Raw genomic sequence first — 15809 nt, 5'->3', positions numbered from 1 at the left:
CGCCTCCCGGGAGGGGGCGTTCCACGGATGTTCTCCGTCCCGCTGCCCCACCTTGTTCCGTGAGGCGCACGAAAGGGCCGCGCCCCGCAGGATCTGCGGGGCGCGGCACGGGGTCGGGACGGGCTGTCAGGCGTACTGGGCGACCAGGCTCCGGGGGCGGATGTCGGTCCAGTTGGCGGTGATGTACTCCAGCGCCCCGGAGCGTTCTCCGGGCCCCCACACACTGGTCCAGCCGGCCGGGACGTCGGCGAACGCGGGCCACAGGGCGTGCTGGCCCTCGTCGTTCACCACGACGTGGAAGGCACCCTCGGAGTCGTCGAAAGGGTTCACGTTGTCGCTCATGAATAACTCCTCGTTTCGTTTTCCCGCAGGTTCTTATCCTGCAGTTCGGAGAGTTTCTCCGCGATGATTCTTCCGATGTGCGCGAGCGGTTTTTCCTCGGCCATCCGCAGATGGTCGAATTCCACGGTGTGGTTCTCGACCGGCCCCTCCAGGAACGCGTTCCAGGTGGCGGCCAGCGCGCCTTCCGGTTCACCGGGTCTGCGGGCCGTGAAGAAGACCGCACCGGTGTCGGCGACGCCGGGTGTGTGCCGGGCCATGAGGGCCGCGTGGGTCCGGGATGCGCGCAGCACGGCCCGCACCTCCTCGGTGCTGAAGCCGCCGAGGACGGGGTCCTCGCGGCGCAAGCGCTCCACCACCGCGGGCGTGTCGTCCTCGTGGAGCGTCCCGGAGGCCGCCGCCCGTTCCTCGGGCGGCAGGACCGACACGCTGCCGGGGCCGGTCTGGTGCACGTCCATCAGCGCCAGGAGTTCGACCCGCTGGCCGGCCGCGCGCAGCCGCACGGCCATGGTGTGGGCGACGATGCCACCGAAGGACCAGCCGAGCAGCCGGTAGGGCCCCCAGGGCTGGACCTGCCGGATGCGCTCCAGGTAGTCGTCGGCCATCTCCTCGACGGTGCGCGGGCGGTAACCGGGTTCGCTGAGCGCGCGGGCCTGGAGCGCGTACAGCGGCTGGTCCTCGCCCAGATGACGGGCGAGACCGGCGTAGGACCAGCCGACCCCGGTGCCGGGGTGTACGCAGAACAGCGGGCGCAGGGAGCCGCGGTCGTCGAGCGGGAGCAGGACGTCCATGGCGCCGGCCGCGCCGTCGTGGTCGTGCGGGTCGAGCAGCCCGGCCGGGGTCGGCGACCGGAACAGGTCGCGGACCGTCCGGTCGACGCCCAGTACGGAGCGCACCCGGCTCACCAGGCGTACGCCGAGCAGCGAATGACCGCCCAGGGCGAAGAAGTTGTCGTCCAGGCCGACCCCCGGCACCCCCAGGATCTCGGCGAACAGCCCGCACAGCACCTCCTCCCGGGCGTTGCGCGGCGCGCGGTGGGACACGGCCGGGCGGTCCGGCGCGGGCAGCGCCCGGCGGTCCGGCTTGCCGTTGAAGGTCAGCGGGAGGGCGTCCAGGACGACCACCGCTGAAGGCACCAGGTGTCCGGGCAGCGAGGCGCGGGCCAGGGTGAGGAGTTCCGCCTCCGTGACCGTGCTCCCGGCGCGCGGTACCGCGTACCCGACGAGGCTCCGGTCGCCGGGCCGGTCCTCCCGGACGACGACGAGGGCCTGGCCGACCGAGGGGTGGGCGGCGAGCGCGTGTTCCACCTCCCCGGGCTCGATCCGCACGCCGCGCAGCTTGACCTGGCCGTCCGCGCGGCCCAGGAACCGCAGCTCGCCGTCCGGCGTCCACACGACGCGGTCGCCCGTCCGGTACATCCGGCTGCCGTCGGCTTCGAACGGGTCGGGGAGGAACCGCTCGGCGGTCAGATCGGGACGCCCGAGGTAGCCGCGCGCCAGGTGTGAGCCGGCGATGTACAACTCGCCCGGCACCCCCGGCGGCACGGGCCGTAGCGCCTCGTCGAGCACGTGGCTGCGGGTGTTGTCCATCGGGCGGCCCAGATGCAGCCCGCTGTCGCCGAGGGCGCTCCGGCCGCCCGTGAGCCACTGGTTGTGCGAGGCGAAGGTCGTCTCGGTCGGGCCGTACGAGTGGACCAGTACGGTGTCCGGGCAGTGCGTCAGGACCCGCTGGACGGCCGTCGGCGACGCGACGTCGCCGCCCGTCCACACCTCGCGCAGCAGCCGGAGCGTGTCCAGCGCCTCGTCGGCCATCACATGGAACAGCCCCACCGTGAAGTAGGCGGCGGTGACGCCGTGTTCACGGACGGTACGGCCGGTCTCGGCGAGGTCGGTGCCGTCGCCCCGCATGACCACCAGACTGCCGCCGTTCAGGAGCGGCACCCAGATCTCGAAGACGGAGGCGTCGAACCCGGTCGCGGAGTGGACCAGCATCCGGCCGGCGGCGCCGGCCGCGGTGTCCCGGTCCGCGGCGAGCTCGGTCACATTGCGGTGGGTGACACCCACGCCCTTGGGGCGGCCGGTCGATCCGGACGTGAACATCACGTACATCAGGTCGTCCCCGCCGACCGCCACGTCCCGCCGCTCCGCCGGCCCGGCCTCCGGGGCGGGCCCGTCGATGAGGAGCACCGAAGGGGCGGAACTCCCGGGCGACGCCACCATTCCCGCATGTTCGGCGACCGTGGTGACGAGACGGACCCCGGCGTCCTCGGTCATCATGCGGACGCGGACCCCGGGCAGCCCCGGGTCCAGCGGAAGGTAGGCGGCGCCGCACTTGAGGACGGCGAGCGCCGTCACCACCAGCGGCACGCCACGCTCCAGCAGCACCCCGACGACGTCGCCCCCGCGCACCCCGGCCGCTGTCATCCGGGCGGACAAGCCCTCAGCACGGGAGTCGAGTTCGCCGTAGGAGAGGTTCTCCCCGTCGCTGATCAGGGCGGGTGCCGCGGGTGTGAGCGCGGCCCGGCGGGCGATCGCCTCGTGGACGGTGGCCCGGTCCCGTGTGACGGTGGCCGTGTCGTTGTACTCCGCCACCAGCCGGAACCGTTCGGCGGCGGTGAGCAGGTCCGCGTCGCCGATACGCACCCCGGGGTCGTCGGCGGCGACACGCAGCAACCGCTCGACGTGTGCCGCGAGCAGGGCGGCCGTCGCGGAGTCGAACAGGTCGGTGGCGTACTCCAGACCGCCCACGAGTCCGGCCCGCCGGCCCTCCTCGTCGCGTCGCTCCGACAGGGCCAGGGTCAGGTCGAACTTGGTGGACAGCGTCTCCAGCAGGGCGGGTTCGGCCCGCGGTACCGGGCCGTCACCGACGCGTGCGGTGTAGTCGTGGTGGAGCTGTACGACGATCTGGGCCAGCGGGTGGTGGGCGGTGCTGCGGACCGGATTCAGATGCTCCACGATCCGGTCGAAGGGGATGCCCTGGTGGGCGTAGGCGGCCAGGTCGGCGTCGCGGACCCGTTCCAGCAGTTCGACGAAGGCAGGGTCGCCGGAAGTGTCGGTACGCAGAACGAGGGTGTTGACGAAGAAGCCGACCAGATCGCTCAGGGCCTCGTCGTCCCGGCCCGCCGTCATGGTGGCGAGCGGCAGATCGGTGCCCGCGCCGTGGCGGGTGAGTACGGCGGCCAGGGCTGCCTGCAGGACCATGAGCAGGGTGGCGCCGCTGCGCCGGGCCATCTCCTCCAGCGCCTGGTGGGTGGCCGCGTCGACGGAGAGCGGGGCGTGGCCGCCCCGGTGGGTGGCCTCCGCCGGACGCGGGCGGGCGGCCGGCAGCTGGAGCACCGGCGGAGCGCCGGCGAGAGCCCGCTCCCAGAACGCGAGGTGCTCCCGGGCGGCCGGGCCGTCCAGCAGTTCCCGCTGCCAGAGGGTGTAGTCGGCGTACTGGACCGGAAGCGGCTCCCAGTCGGGTGCGTGACCCCCGGCCCGGGCCGCACAGGCGGTGGACAGGTCGGCCAGGAGGGGGCCGGTGGACCAGCCGTCGGCGGCGATGTGGTGGACGACCAGGACCAGGAGCCGGTCGCCGCCGTCGTCCGGGGCGAGCAGAGCGGCCCGCAGCGGGATCTCCTCCGCGAGGTCGAAGACGTGCCCCGCGGCGGCGGCGACCGCGGCCTGGAACTGCTCGGCCGGGACGGTGCGGACGTCGAGTACGGGCCGTGCGGCGTCGAGGACCTCCTGGTGCGGTTCGCCCCCGACCGACGGGTAGCGGGTACGCAGCACCTCGTGGCGCTCCGTCAGGTCGGCCAGGGCCAGGGCCAGGACCTCGGCGTCGAGGGGTTCGGCGGGACGCAGCACCAGCGGGATGTTGTAGGAGGCGCTGGGGCCTTCGAGCGTGTCGATGAACCAGAGCCGGCGCTGCGCGTACGAGAGCGGCAGCCGCTTCGGCCGGGCGGTGCGGGCGGTCAGCGCGGGCGGCGTCCCGGGCTCGGCGCCCCCGGAGCCGCGGGCGTCCGCGATACGACGGGCGAGGGCGGCCGGGGTCGGAGCCAGCAGCAGGTCGCGCACATGGATGTCGGCACCCAGACGGGCGCGTATCCGGTTGGCGAGGCGCACCCCGCTCATGGAGTGACCGCCGATCGTGAAGAACCCCTCGTGCGGGCCCACCCGGTCCAGGCCCAGGATCTCGGCGAACATCTCCCTCAGCGCGTCGACGTGTTCCGCGTCCGCCCCGTCGCCGGTCCGCGCGGCAGCCTGGGCGGCGACTGCTTCCCGGGCCGCGCGGGCCGCGGTGCGCGCACGGCGGTCGTCGAGGGACCGGCGGTCCCCGGCGCCGAGCAGCGCGGTGTCCGCGACGGGCGCCGCGGGCCGGTCGGCGCCCGTGCGCAGGGCCTGCTCCAGGGCGTTCAGGAGAAGGCGGGCGGTCCCCTCGTCGAAGATGTCCCGCGCGTACTCCATCCCCAGTTCGAGACCTGCCGGAGTGCCGTCCGCCCCCCGGTGCTCCACGCACGCGGCGGTGAGGTCGAACTTGGTGGTCGTGGGGCCGTCCGCCCTGAAGGTGCCGGTCAGGCCTCCGAAGGCGAAGGGGGGTGCGTCGTCCGGGGCAGCGGTGCGCAGGGTGAGCATCGTCTGGAAGAGCGGGTGCACACCGGGTGTGCGCGGCGGGTTCAGGTGCTCGACCAGGAGGTCGAAGGGGATGTCCTGGTGGGCGTAGGCGGCGAGGTCGGTGTCACGGACCCGTTCCAGCAGTTCGGTGAAGGACGGGTCGCCGGAGGTGTCGGTCGGCAGGACGAGGGTGTTGACGAAGAAGCCGACCAGCGCGCCGAGCGCTTCGTCGTCGCGGCCCGCGACCGGGGTTCCGACGGCTGCCCGGTCGCCGCAGCCGGCCGCGCGCAGGGCCAGGGCGAGGGCCGCCTGGAGGACCATGAGCATGCTCGCGCCCCGCGAGTCGGCGAGCCGGACGAGGCGCGCGTGCGCGTCCGGTCCGAGGTGCGTGGTGACCAGGCCGCCGCGGTGGTCCGGCACATGGGGGCGGGGGCGGTCCAGCGGCAGGTCGGTCACGGCCGGCAGACCGGCGAGCGCGGTCCGCCAGTGGGCGAGCCCGCGCGACACGGCCGACTCAGGATCGTCGGCGGTGCCGAGGACCTCGTTCTGCCAGAGGGTGTAGTCGGCGTACTGGACGGGAAGCGGATCCTGTTCGGGGGTGCGGCCCAGAACGCGGGCCGCGTAGGCGGCGGCCAGGTCGTTCATCAGAGGGGCCAGGGACCAGCCGTCCCCCGCGACGTGGTGGAGCAGGACGGCCAGCACGGCCGCCGGTCCCGGTCCGGTCCGGCCCTCGGGTACGAACAGCGCCACGCGCACCGGTAGTTCGCGGGAGAGGTCGAAGGTCTCGGACGTGAACTCGGACACTCGCGCGTGGAGTTCGTCGTACGGGCACTCGACGGTTCGGGTGCGGACCGTCGAGGCGGCGAGGACGTGCTGGTAGGGCTCGCTCCCGGGCGACAGGAAGACGGTACGCAGCACCTCGTGGCGTTCGGCGAGGTCGGTGACCGCGGCGGCGAGCGCCGCACGGTCCGGCGCACCGTCGAGTTCCAGCACGATCGGCATGTTGTACGCGCAGGAGGGGCCTTCGAGCTGGTCGAGCAGCCACAGCCGTCGCTGGGCATGGGAGAGCAGCACCCGGTCCTCGGCGGGCAGCGGGTCCTCGTGCACGACGGACAGGCGCGGGTCCGTGGTCCTCAGCACCTTGCGGTCGATCTTCCCGGAGCTGGTACGGGGCAGGGCGGCGACGACGGAGACGGCGGCCGGAACGGCCGCGGCGGGCATGCGCTCCCGCACCAGACCGCGCAGTTCCTCAGGCCCCACGCCGCCCTCGGTGACGACGAACGCGACGAGCCGCTTGACGCCGTCGGAGTCCTGCTGGGCGACGGTGGCGGCCTCGCGGACCTTGGGATGGCCCGACAGGACCGAATCCACGGCGGCGGGGTCGATGCGCTGCCCGCCGATCTTCACCTCGTCGTCGAGGCGGCCGTGGTAGAGGATCTGACGGTCCTCGCCGATGGTGACCAGGTCACCGGTGCGGTAGGCGCGCTCGCCGCCGAGTTCCGTGAAGCGGCGGGCGTTCAGCCCGGGGTTGCCCAGGTAACCCCGGGACAGACCCCCGCCGAGCAGCCAGAGTTCACCGGAGACGACGGCCGCGCGCACGCCCGGCAGGGGGCGCCCGATGGGGACGGGGCCGTCACCGTGGCGGGTGAGGTCGGCGACCGTGGCGACCACCGTGGTCTCGGTGGGCCCGTACGCGTTGAGCAGCCGGACCCGTTCACCGGTGAGCTCGCGCCACTGGGCGACCCGCTCGGGCAGTGCCGCCTCCCCGTAGATGATCACGGTCTCCAGGCACGCGGGGAGGGTGACCGAGCCGGTGGTGAGGACGTGGACGAGCTCGTGCCAGTAGGCGGCCGGCAGGTCGAGCAGAGTGATGCCGTGGTGGGCGCAGCCGGCGAGCAGATCGCGTACGTCGAGCATCTCGTCCGTACGCAGGACCAGGGTGCCGCCCGCCCCGAGGGTGGTGAACAGTTCCTGGACACTGGCGTCGAAGTGGAGAGGGGAGAACTGCAGGACGCGGGAGGCGGGACCGACGCCGTACGCGGGGGTGGCGCCCGCTATGAAGTGCGCGAGCGAGTCGTGGGCGACGACGACACCGTTGGGGGTGCCCGTGGACCCGGACGTGTAGATCACGTAGGCGGCCCCGGCCGGAGCGCCGGGACCCGGGAGGACGAGCTCGCCGCTGCGGGCCACCTCGGCGGGCACGGGCGCCAGGCTTCCGCAGCAGGCCTCGAGGATGGCCTCGTTGCGTGCGTCGGGGGCCTGGACGTCGAGAGGGAGATAGGCGGCACCGGTGCTGAGGACGGCCAGGAGGCCGACGACGGCATCGATCCCGCGCGGCCGGTGCAGGGCGACCAGGCGGCCGGGGGCGGCGCCCTCGTCGACCAGGACCCGGGCACGTTGCCGTACGGCGTCGGCGAGCCGGCCGTAGGTCAGGGCGGTGCCGCCGTGCACCAGGGCCACCGCGTCGGGCCGGGTGCGCGCATGACGCGCGATGAGATCGAGCACCGGACGGGCGTCCGAGGGAGAGGGACCGCCGTCCAGCAGGTCTTCCGTTCCGATGGGAGGCATCCTGGGCTTTCCTTCTGTCGATGCGAGGGACCGGGGCGAACGGTTCCTCTCGCCTCCGTGCCCCCACGCTAGGGGCCCGGGACGCTCTCCCGAGGCAGTCGGCCCGGCAGCTCGGAGCGGCAGAAAGCGGGGGCGCGGAGCTGCCGCTCCGAGCCCCCGCTCGCCACCGCGGGTCGTTCATCCCCGGCGGGCGCCCGCCCGGGTGCGGCGGCGCAGGGCCGGGGCGGCCCTGCGCCGGTCCGCCGGGGCGGGCCCCGCGTCCTCAGGCTCGATCGCGTCGGCGACGGCACCGGCGAGACGCCGGGACAGACCGGCCGCGGTCGGGTTGCGGAACACGTCCCGCAGGGTGAGGTCCTGCCCGAATTCGGTGCGGATGCGGTTCAGCAGACGCACCGCCAGCAGCGAGTGGCCGCCGGACTTGAAGAAGTTGTCTCCGGCTTCGATGTCACGGCCCCCCAGCACTTCGCGGAAGATGCCGAGCAGCCGTGCGTCGGTCCCGCCGCCCGGCGCGGGCGCGGCCTCCTCCACGACGGCCGGGTCCTCACCGGGCGCCGGCAGCCAGGCCGTCCTGATCACCCGGGCCGGCGCCAGGTACTCGGGCAGCCGCTCCGCCGCCCAGCCGAGCAGCGTGCTCTCGGCCGGTGGTGTCCCCGGGGCGCAGGTGACGAAGACGAGGAGCCGGCCGTCGCGGACGAGGGCCCGCGCACCGGTCACCGCCGGGTGCCGGACGAGGACGCTCTCCACGTGGCCCGGCTCGACCGGGTAGCCGTGGACGGTGTGGACGGCGACCGGCCGGAGGGCACCGTCCGCGCTCCGGTAGGCGCGCCGCCCGGTGGCGAGCAGCCCGCCACCGGGAGCAGGCTCGTGCACTTCTCCCGGGACGCGGACGGCGGTGCGGCGCCCCTGCGCGTCGAGGACCACAGCCGGACCGTCCCCGGGCGCGGGCTCCCCGTAGCGCAGGCCGGAGAGCGGAGCCCCGGCGTCGTCGGCGAACGCTTCGAGAGTCTCGGCGAGACGCCTGGTCAGCAGGCGGGCGGTGTCCGCGTCGTACAGCGCGGTGGCGTACTCCAGGACACCTCGCAGACCGGCCCGTGTCCCGTCCGGGCCGGCGGTCTCGGTGAGCGCGAAGGTCAGGTCGGACTTGGCTCCGGTGCCCGGGACGACCACCGGCTCGCCGTCCAGGGCCGACGGGGCGGCGGAGGCGTCGTCCGACCCCGCCGCGTTCACCTGGAGCATCACCTGCACGAGCGGTGCGTGCGCCGTCGACCGGTGCGGACTCAGGTGTTCGACCAGCCGGTCGAACGGCAGGTCCTGGTGGCTGTAGGCGGCCAGGTCCGCGTCGCGGACCCGGCGCACCAGCTCGGCGAGGGCCGGGTCGCCCGAGGAGTCGGTGCGCAGCACCAGCGTATTGACGAAGAACCCGACGAGCGGATCCAGCGCCTCGTCGGTCCGGCCGGCCACGGTGGTGCCGATCGCCAGGTCGTCGCCCGCGCCGTGCCGGGTGAGGAGGGCGGCGAGAGCGGCCTGCACCACCATGAACAGGGTGGCCCCCTGGTGCCGGGCCAGTCGCAGCAGCGCCCGGTGGATGTCGGCGCTCACCTCGAACTGGGCGAGCGCGCCCTTGCCGTCCGGTTCGGGCAGGCGGGGCCGGTCGGTGGGCAGGGCGAGCAGCGGCGGTATCCCGTCGAGCGCTGTGCGCCAGTACGCCAGCTGTTCGGCGGCGACGCCGTGTTCGCCGTCGAGCAGCTCGTGCTGCCAGAGGGTGTAGTCGGCGTACTGGACGGGCAGCGGCAGCCATCCGGGGGCCCGGCCCTCGGCGCGGGCCGCGTAGGCGGCGGCGAGATCCGCGAGGAGGCAGCCGGTGGACCACCCGTCACCGGCGATGTGGTGCACCAGCAGCACCATCACCTGGTCCCCGGCGGCGTCCTCCAGGAGCCAGGCCCGGAAGGGGATCTCCTCCGCGAGGTCGAAGACATGACCGGCCGCGGCGTCCACGGCGGCGCGCAGTTCGTCCGGCCCGTCCGCCCGCACCACTTCGAGGACGGGTTCGGCGTGCTCCAGCACCTCCTGGTACGGCTCACCTCCGGCCGACCTGTGCACCGTGCGCAGTACCTCGTGCCGTCGTACCACGTCGGCGAGGGCGGCGGCGAAGGCGCCCCGGCCGACCGGGCGGTGCAGCCGGGTCACCACCGGGATGTTGTAGGTGGCGCTCGGCCCCTCCATCTGGCCGACGAACCAGAGCCGCTGCTGGGCGGCGGACAGCGGCAGCCGTTCGGGCCGCAGCGCGGCGGGCACCGGCCGCAGCTGCGGCCTCAGGGGCCCGTCGCCCTGCTCGGCGAGACGCCGCAGCAGCCCGGCCGGGGTGGGCGCCAGGAAGATGTCACGGATGGCGGCCTGGACACCCAGCGCCTTGCGGATGCGGTTGGTGAGCTTCCCGGCGAGCAGCGAGTGCCCGCCCAGCTTGAAGAAGCTGTCGCCGGGGCCCACCTCGTCCCGCCCCAGCACCTCGGCGAACAGGCCGCGAAGGATCTCCTCGCGGGGGTCTGCCGCGGAACGGGTGCGCGCCTTCCCGCCGTCACGCGGTTCGCCGGGGGTGGCGGCGTTCCGCCGTTCGGCCCGGGTGAGGGCCTCGTGACGGCGGTCGAGGGCCTCGCGCTCCGTGTCGGAGAGCAGACCGGTCCGGCTGACGGGTGTGCCGGCCGGCTGCTCGGCGTACGCGTCCAGCGCCCGTCGGAACAGGGTGAGGAGCAGGCGAGCCGTCTCCTCGTCGTAGCGGTCGGTCGCGTACTGGAGGCCGAGCAGCACTCCGTCGGGTTCGCCGTCCGGGCGGTACGTCTCGGCACAGTTGAAACTCAGGTCGAACTTGGCGGTGGCCAGGTCCGCGGCGTCGAGGGTGCCGGATACGGCACCGAGACGGCAGGTGGTGTCCTGTGCGGTCTGCGTGGTGAGCATCACCTGGAAGAAGGGGTGCAGGCCTAGGGACCGCTCCGGGGCGAGGTTCTCGACCAGCAGGTCGAACGGCAGGTCCTCGTGGGCCATGGCGGCCAGGTCCCGCTCGCGGACCTGGTCGAGAAGCGTGCCGAGGTCTGGGTCGGCGGACAGGTCGGCACGCAGAGCGAGCGAGTTGACGAAGAAGCCGACGAGGTCGTGCAGATCCTCCTCGGGCCGGCCGGCGACGGGCGTCCCCACCACCACGTCCGGCTGCGCCCCGGCCGCCCGCAGGGCGACGCAGAGAGCGGCCCGGGCGGTCATGAAGAACGTCGCACGCCGGGTGCGGGCGATGCCGGCGAGCGCCTTGTGGGCGCCGGCACCGAGGCGGTCGGTGACCACCGCACCCCGATGGCTGGGCTCGGTGGGACGGGGACGGTCGGCGGGCAGCCGGGTCGCGGCCGGTACTCCGTCCAGCTCCGCCCGCCAGTGGGCGAGCTGCTCATGGGCCGTGCTGTCGGGATCGCCGGGGTCTCCGAGCATGTCCCGCTGCCACAGCGCGTAGTCCGCGTACTGGACGGGCAGTGGTTCCCATCCGGGGGCGCGGCCCTCGGCGCGGGCCCGGTAGGCCCGGTCGAGGTCGGTGAGCAGGCAGTTGACGGACCAGCCGTCGGTGGCGATGTGGTGCACCAGCAGGACCAGGACGGCGGTCCCGTCGTGCACGGCGAACAACCGGGCCCGTAGCGGCAGGTCGCGGGTGACGTCGAAGGGGAGGCGCACGAAGGCGGTGACCCGCGCGTCCACATCGTCGCCGGGGGCGCACTCCTCGGTCTCCAGCCGCACGTCGGGATCGCCGACGATGTGCTGGTACGGCTCCCCGTCGTCGGTCAGGTAGACCGTGCGGAGCACCTCGTGGCGTTCCACCACGTCACGCACCGCCGCCTCCAGCGCCGGCCGGTCGGGGACCGCCTCCAGCCGCAGCACGACGGGCGCGTTGTAGGCGGCCGACGCGCCTTCGAGACGGTTCAGGAACCACAGCCGGTGCTGGGCGTACGAGAGGGGGATCACGGTTGCTGCTCCTCGGGGAGGGCGGGGGCGGGTGGACGTACGGGCCGGTGGCGGGAGGGAGTCGGAACTCAGCCATCCTGCGAGGCCAGCAACTCCTCGATGTGGGCGGCGAGGTCGCGCAGCTTCGGGTGGGCGTAGACCGCCTTCACCGGCAGGGCCAGGGAGAGCTCGGCCCGGACGCGGGAGACCAGCTTGATGGCGAGCAGTGAATGGCCGCCCAGCTTGAAGAAGTTGTCGTCGGGGCCGATCGACGCCGCGCCCAGGACGTGCGCCCAGACCCGGGCGATCAGCTCCTCGGCCCGCCCCTCGATGCCCTCGGCCCGCAGCACGGCCCCGGTGGTTCCGGTCGCCTCGATCCGGGCCGGCAGTGCGGAGCGGTCGAGCTTGCCGCTGGGGGTCGTCGCGAACCGGTCGACGGCGACGAAGGCGGACGGCGTCATGTAGGCCGGCAGCACGGCCGCCGCGGCGGCACGCAGCGCGGTGGCGTCCCCGCCCCGGTGATAGGCGATCAGGCACGGGTTCCCCCCGGCGTCCTCTCCCAGGATCACAGCTGCCTCGGCGGCGCCACCGGCCCGGCTCAGGACCGCTTCGATCTCCTGCACCTCGATGCGGTGGCCGCGCAGCTTCACCTGGCCGTCGAGCCGTCCCAGGTGCACGAGGCGGCCGTCCGGCAGCAGCCTGCAGCGGTCCCCGGTGCGGTACATGCGGTCGCCCGGGGCGCCGAACGGGTCCGCGACGAAACGCTGGGCGGTGAGGCCGGGGCTGCGTCGGTAGCCGCGGGCGACCCTAGGGCCCGCCAGATACAGCTCGCCCGCCCCGCCCTCGCCGACCGGCAGCAGACGCTCGTCCAGCAACCGCATCCGCAGTCCCGGGAGCACGGCCCCGATGTGCGGCTCGCCCGGCTCGTCGATCCAGCCTGCGGTCGCGTCGACGGTGCACTCGGTGGGGCCGTACACGTTCACGGCGTTCAGCAGACCGGAGCGGTGCGCGGCGACCAGACGGTCCCACAGCACCGGACCGATCGCCTCGCCCCCGACGAGCAGGGTCAGCGGGCGGGGACCGCCGTCCGGCGTGAGCAGGTCGAGGAGCGGGTCCGCGTGCGACGGGGTGATGTCGAGATCGGTGAGGCACTGGGCATCGACGAAGGCGGCCAGCAGGGCGGGGTCGCGACGGGTCTCCTCGTCGATCATCACCAGCGTGTCGCCGCGCGACAGCCGCACCCACTGCTGGACCGAGGCGTCGAACGACGGTGAGGCGTTCCAGCCCACCCGCCGGCCCTCTCCGGCCGCGGCGCCCGCCTCCTCCAGCTCGCGCAGCAGCAGGGATGCCGCACCGCGCCCTATCTCCACACCCTTGGGCCTGCCCGTGGAGCCGGAGGTGTAGATGACGTAGGCGAGCGCGCCCGGGCCGACCGCCACCGACGCCCAGGCGGTGGCCGCCCCGCCCGCGGACGCCGACAGCTCCTCCGGCGTGACCGTGCGGAGACCGGGGAACTCCGGGCCGCTTGGGTCGGCGACCACCAGGTCGGCGCCCGAGTCCTCGACGAGCATGTGCCGCCGCTCCTCGGGGAGCGCCGGATCGACCGGCAGATAGGCGGCCCCCGCCGTGAGGGTGCCGATGATCGCGGTGACCAGATCGGCGCCGCGCGGCAGGCACAGGGCGACGACGCTCTCCGGCCCGGCGCCCAGCCGGGCCAGCCCCGCCGCGAAGGCCGAAGCCCGCTCGCGCAACTGGTCGAAGCTCAGTTCCCGGCCGCCGGCGACGACGGCGGTGCGGTCACCGGGTACGACGGCGAGCCGGGCCATCAGGTCGGCCGCGCCGGTCCCGGCCGAGACGCACCCCTCGCAGGGGCAGCCCGCCGGGTGGGCCGCGGTGGGGGCGGTGGTGCGCTCGGGGAGTACGGCGGTCACGGCGAGGGCGCTGGTGCGCTCGGGGAGTACGGCGGTCATGGCGGGGCTCACTTTCCGTACAGGGTGGTCGAGGGGGCGGAGGCCGGGGAGCAGTCGGACAGCGGCACCGGCTCGCCCATGGCGACGAGGATCTTCCGGTCACCGGTGAACGCCTCCCGGCCGTGGGCGCAGAGGATGTTGTCGACGAGCATCAGGTCGCCCGCCTGCCAGGTCTCCCGGACGGTCACCGACCGGTACACCTCGTTGACGGCGTCCACCTCGGCGTCGGAGAGGGCGGTGCCGTCACCGAGGTAGGTGTTGAACGGCAGCCCGTCCGCACCGAAGGTGTCGATCAGCACCTCGCGGACGTCCTCGTCGAGAGTCCGCGCGTTCCAGAACGCGAAGTGGTTGAACCAGACCCGCTCACCGGTCACCGGGTGCGAGATGACGGCCGAACGCCGCTGACGCGTACGCAGGGTCTCCTCGTCCAGCCACTCGCAGCCGATGGCGTGCGCGTCGCAGTACTCCTCGGCGTCCTCGGGCCGGTCGGCGGAGAACGCCTTGCGCCACGGCATGCCCGCCAGGTCGGAGTAGTTGCGCACCAGCAGCCAGCCGGCCTCCGCGAACCGCGCGGTCAGCTCCGGCGGCAGCTCGGCCAGGGCCCTGCGCATGTCGCCGATGGTGGTGGCCCCACCCGTCTCGGGGGCGGTGACACAGCCGAAGAGCAGTACGCCGGGGAAGTCCAGGGTGTAGCTGTTCTCGTTGTGGAGCCGGATGGGCTGGACGGCCGGCAGGTCGGTCGAGGAGAACACGCCCTCCCCGAAGTCGGTGCGCGGGGTCGCCTTCTCCTTGTAGCCGGCCCGCTCCGCGATCAGCGCGTCCCGCGCCCGGGCGAACGTCGTCGCGTCGGACACCGGCAGACCGCGCAGCATGACCGCACCGGAGCGGTGCAGTTCCGCCTGGATCGCGGGCCGCTGGGAGGTCAGCCACGCGGTGGCCTCCGCCATGGTGGCGAACTCCGGTGTGTGGACGATCGCCGGCTTGCCGGGTTCCCGGACGACGGCGATACCGGTGGCGGCGGGCGGCTGGGCGAGAGCGGTCATGGTGGGTTTCCTCTTCCCTGAGCGAGTATTCGGTGGGTTTCCGCGGAGCCGGCCGGCGCGGTTACGCGGCGGCGGCGGCGGAGTCGCGATGGGCGTTCAGGACCGGAACCAGGCGGTCGAAGAAGCCACGGAGGTCCTGCTGGAAGTAGAAGTGGTCACCGGGCAGCACGTGCGGGACGACCTCGTGGCCGGCCACCCGCGACCACCCGGCGAGCATGCCTTCCGGGACGATCGGGTCGGCGTCCCCGCCGAACACGGTGACCCGGCAGTCCAGCCGGGTGTCCGGTGCGGTGCACCGGTAGGCGTCGTCGATCGCGAAGTCGGCCCGGATGGACGGCAGAACGATCTCGCGCAGCTCCGGGTCGTCGAGGATGCCGTCGTCCGTGCCGCCGCGCGCCTTGATGGCGGCGACCAGCTCGTCGTCGTCCAGCCGCTCCGGATGCACCGGGCACTGGTTGGGCAGCACCGGCGCCCGGCAGGCGGAGGCGATCAGCCCGCGCGGTGCGCGCCCGGCGGCCCGCAGGGCACGGGTCACCTCGAAGGCCACCAGGGAGCCCATGCTGTGCCCGAACACCACCAGTTCGCCGGTGTCGGCCGGCAGCGACTCCACCACGGGCTGCGCCAGGTCGTCCACGGACACCGGCAGGTCCTCGCAGTAGCGGGCGCCGCGCCCCGGGTACTGGCCGATCAGCAGGCGCACATCGGCCGGCAGGTGCTCGCGCCAGCCGCCGTAGGCGTGGGCGTTGCCCCCGGCGTGCGGCAGCACCAGCAGCGACAGGCTGTGCGGGGTGTCACCGGGGAGGTCCCAGACGACGTCTTCGGGTGCGGGGGAGGGGGTCATGAGGGGATCCGTTCTGTCTCGGTGCGACGGCGGAGGGTGGGCCGGGCCTTCTTGGCCGGCGCGGTCTGCTGCGCGCTGATGTGCGCGGCCAGCCGGGCGGGCGTGGGGTGCTGGAAGACGTCGCGGACGGTGAGCCGGACGTCGAGGGCCACGGCGATGTGGTTGGTGAGGCGGGCGGCGAGGAGGGAGTGGCCGCCGTGGTGGAAGAAGTCGTCGTCGATGCTCAGCGCGGCGTCGACACCCAGTGCGCGGGTGAAGAGGGCGACGAGGGTCTCTTCGAGCGGGGTGCGCGGGGCGCGACCGCCCGACTGGACTGCGGTGGGTTCGGGGAGGGCGCGTTTGTCGATTTTGCCGTTGGGGGTGAGGGGGAGTTTGTCGAGGGTGGCGAGGTGGGTGGGGATGAGGTGTTCGGGGAGTCGGGTGGTGAGGTGGCGGCGGATGTCGTCGAGGTCGGGGGTGGGGGTGTTGGTGACGATGTATG

General features: G+C 73.8%; 7 protein-coding genes. All 7 read right to left on the bottom strand.

Going from position 1 to position 15809, the window contains the following annotated elements:
• Positions 1-126: 126 nt before the first annotated feature.
• The gene (locus tag ACWCSV_RS17215; protein WP_451142959.1) at positions 127-342 is read right to left on the bottom strand and encodes an MbtH family protein; all 216 of its coding nucleotides are present in this window, start codon (positions 340-342) and stop codon (positions 127-129) included.
• Positions 339-7499 (bottom strand): amino acid adenylation domain-containing protein, encoded by a 7161-nt coding sequence (locus tag ACWCSV_RS17210; protein WP_451142957.1) that lies wholly within the window; start codon positions 7497-7499, stop codon positions 339-341. Before ACWCSV_RS17210 ends, ACWCSV_RS17215 begins: the two co-directional genes overlap by 4 nt.
• A gap of 177 nt (positions 7500-7676) precedes the next feature.
• Positions 7677-11495 (bottom strand): condensation domain-containing protein, encoded by a 3819-nt coding sequence (locus ACWCSV_RS17205; protein WP_451142955.1) that lies wholly within the window; start codon positions 11493-11495, stop codon positions 7677-7679.
• Between the two features lie 68 nt (positions 11496-11563).
• The gene (locus tag ACWCSV_RS17200) at positions 11564-13444 is read right to left on the bottom strand and encodes a non-ribosomal peptide synthetase (RefSeq protein WP_451142953.1); all 1881 of its coding nucleotides are present in this window, start codon (positions 13442-13444) and stop codon (positions 11564-11566) included.
• An 8-nt stretch (positions 13445-13452) separates the two neighbouring features.
• Positions 13453-14487, bottom strand: coding sequence for a TauD/TfdA family dioxygenase (locus tag ACWCSV_RS17195; RefSeq protein ID WP_451142951.1), 1035 nt, complete (start codon positions 14485-14487; stop codon positions 13453-13455).
• Between the two features lie 61 nt (positions 14488-14548).
• Positions 14549-15328 carry a thioesterase II family protein gene (locus tag ACWCSV_RS17190; protein WP_451142949.1) on the bottom strand — a complete coding sequence of 260 codons (780 nt, stop codon included), beginning with the start codon at positions 15326-15328 and terminating at the stop codon, positions 14549-14551.
• The coding region (locus ACWCSV_RS17185) for a phosphopantetheine-binding protein (RefSeq protein ID WP_451142947.1) at positions 15325-15809 on the bottom strand (485 nt) is incomplete at its 5' end. The genes ACWCSV_RS17185 and ACWCSV_RS17190, both read right to left, overlap by 4 nt.

It is taken from the genome of Streptomyces sp. NPDC001770, assembly GCF_053596135.1.
Note: the sequence above shows the minus strand (reverse complement) of the source record. Positions and strands in the feature narration are given on the sequence as shown.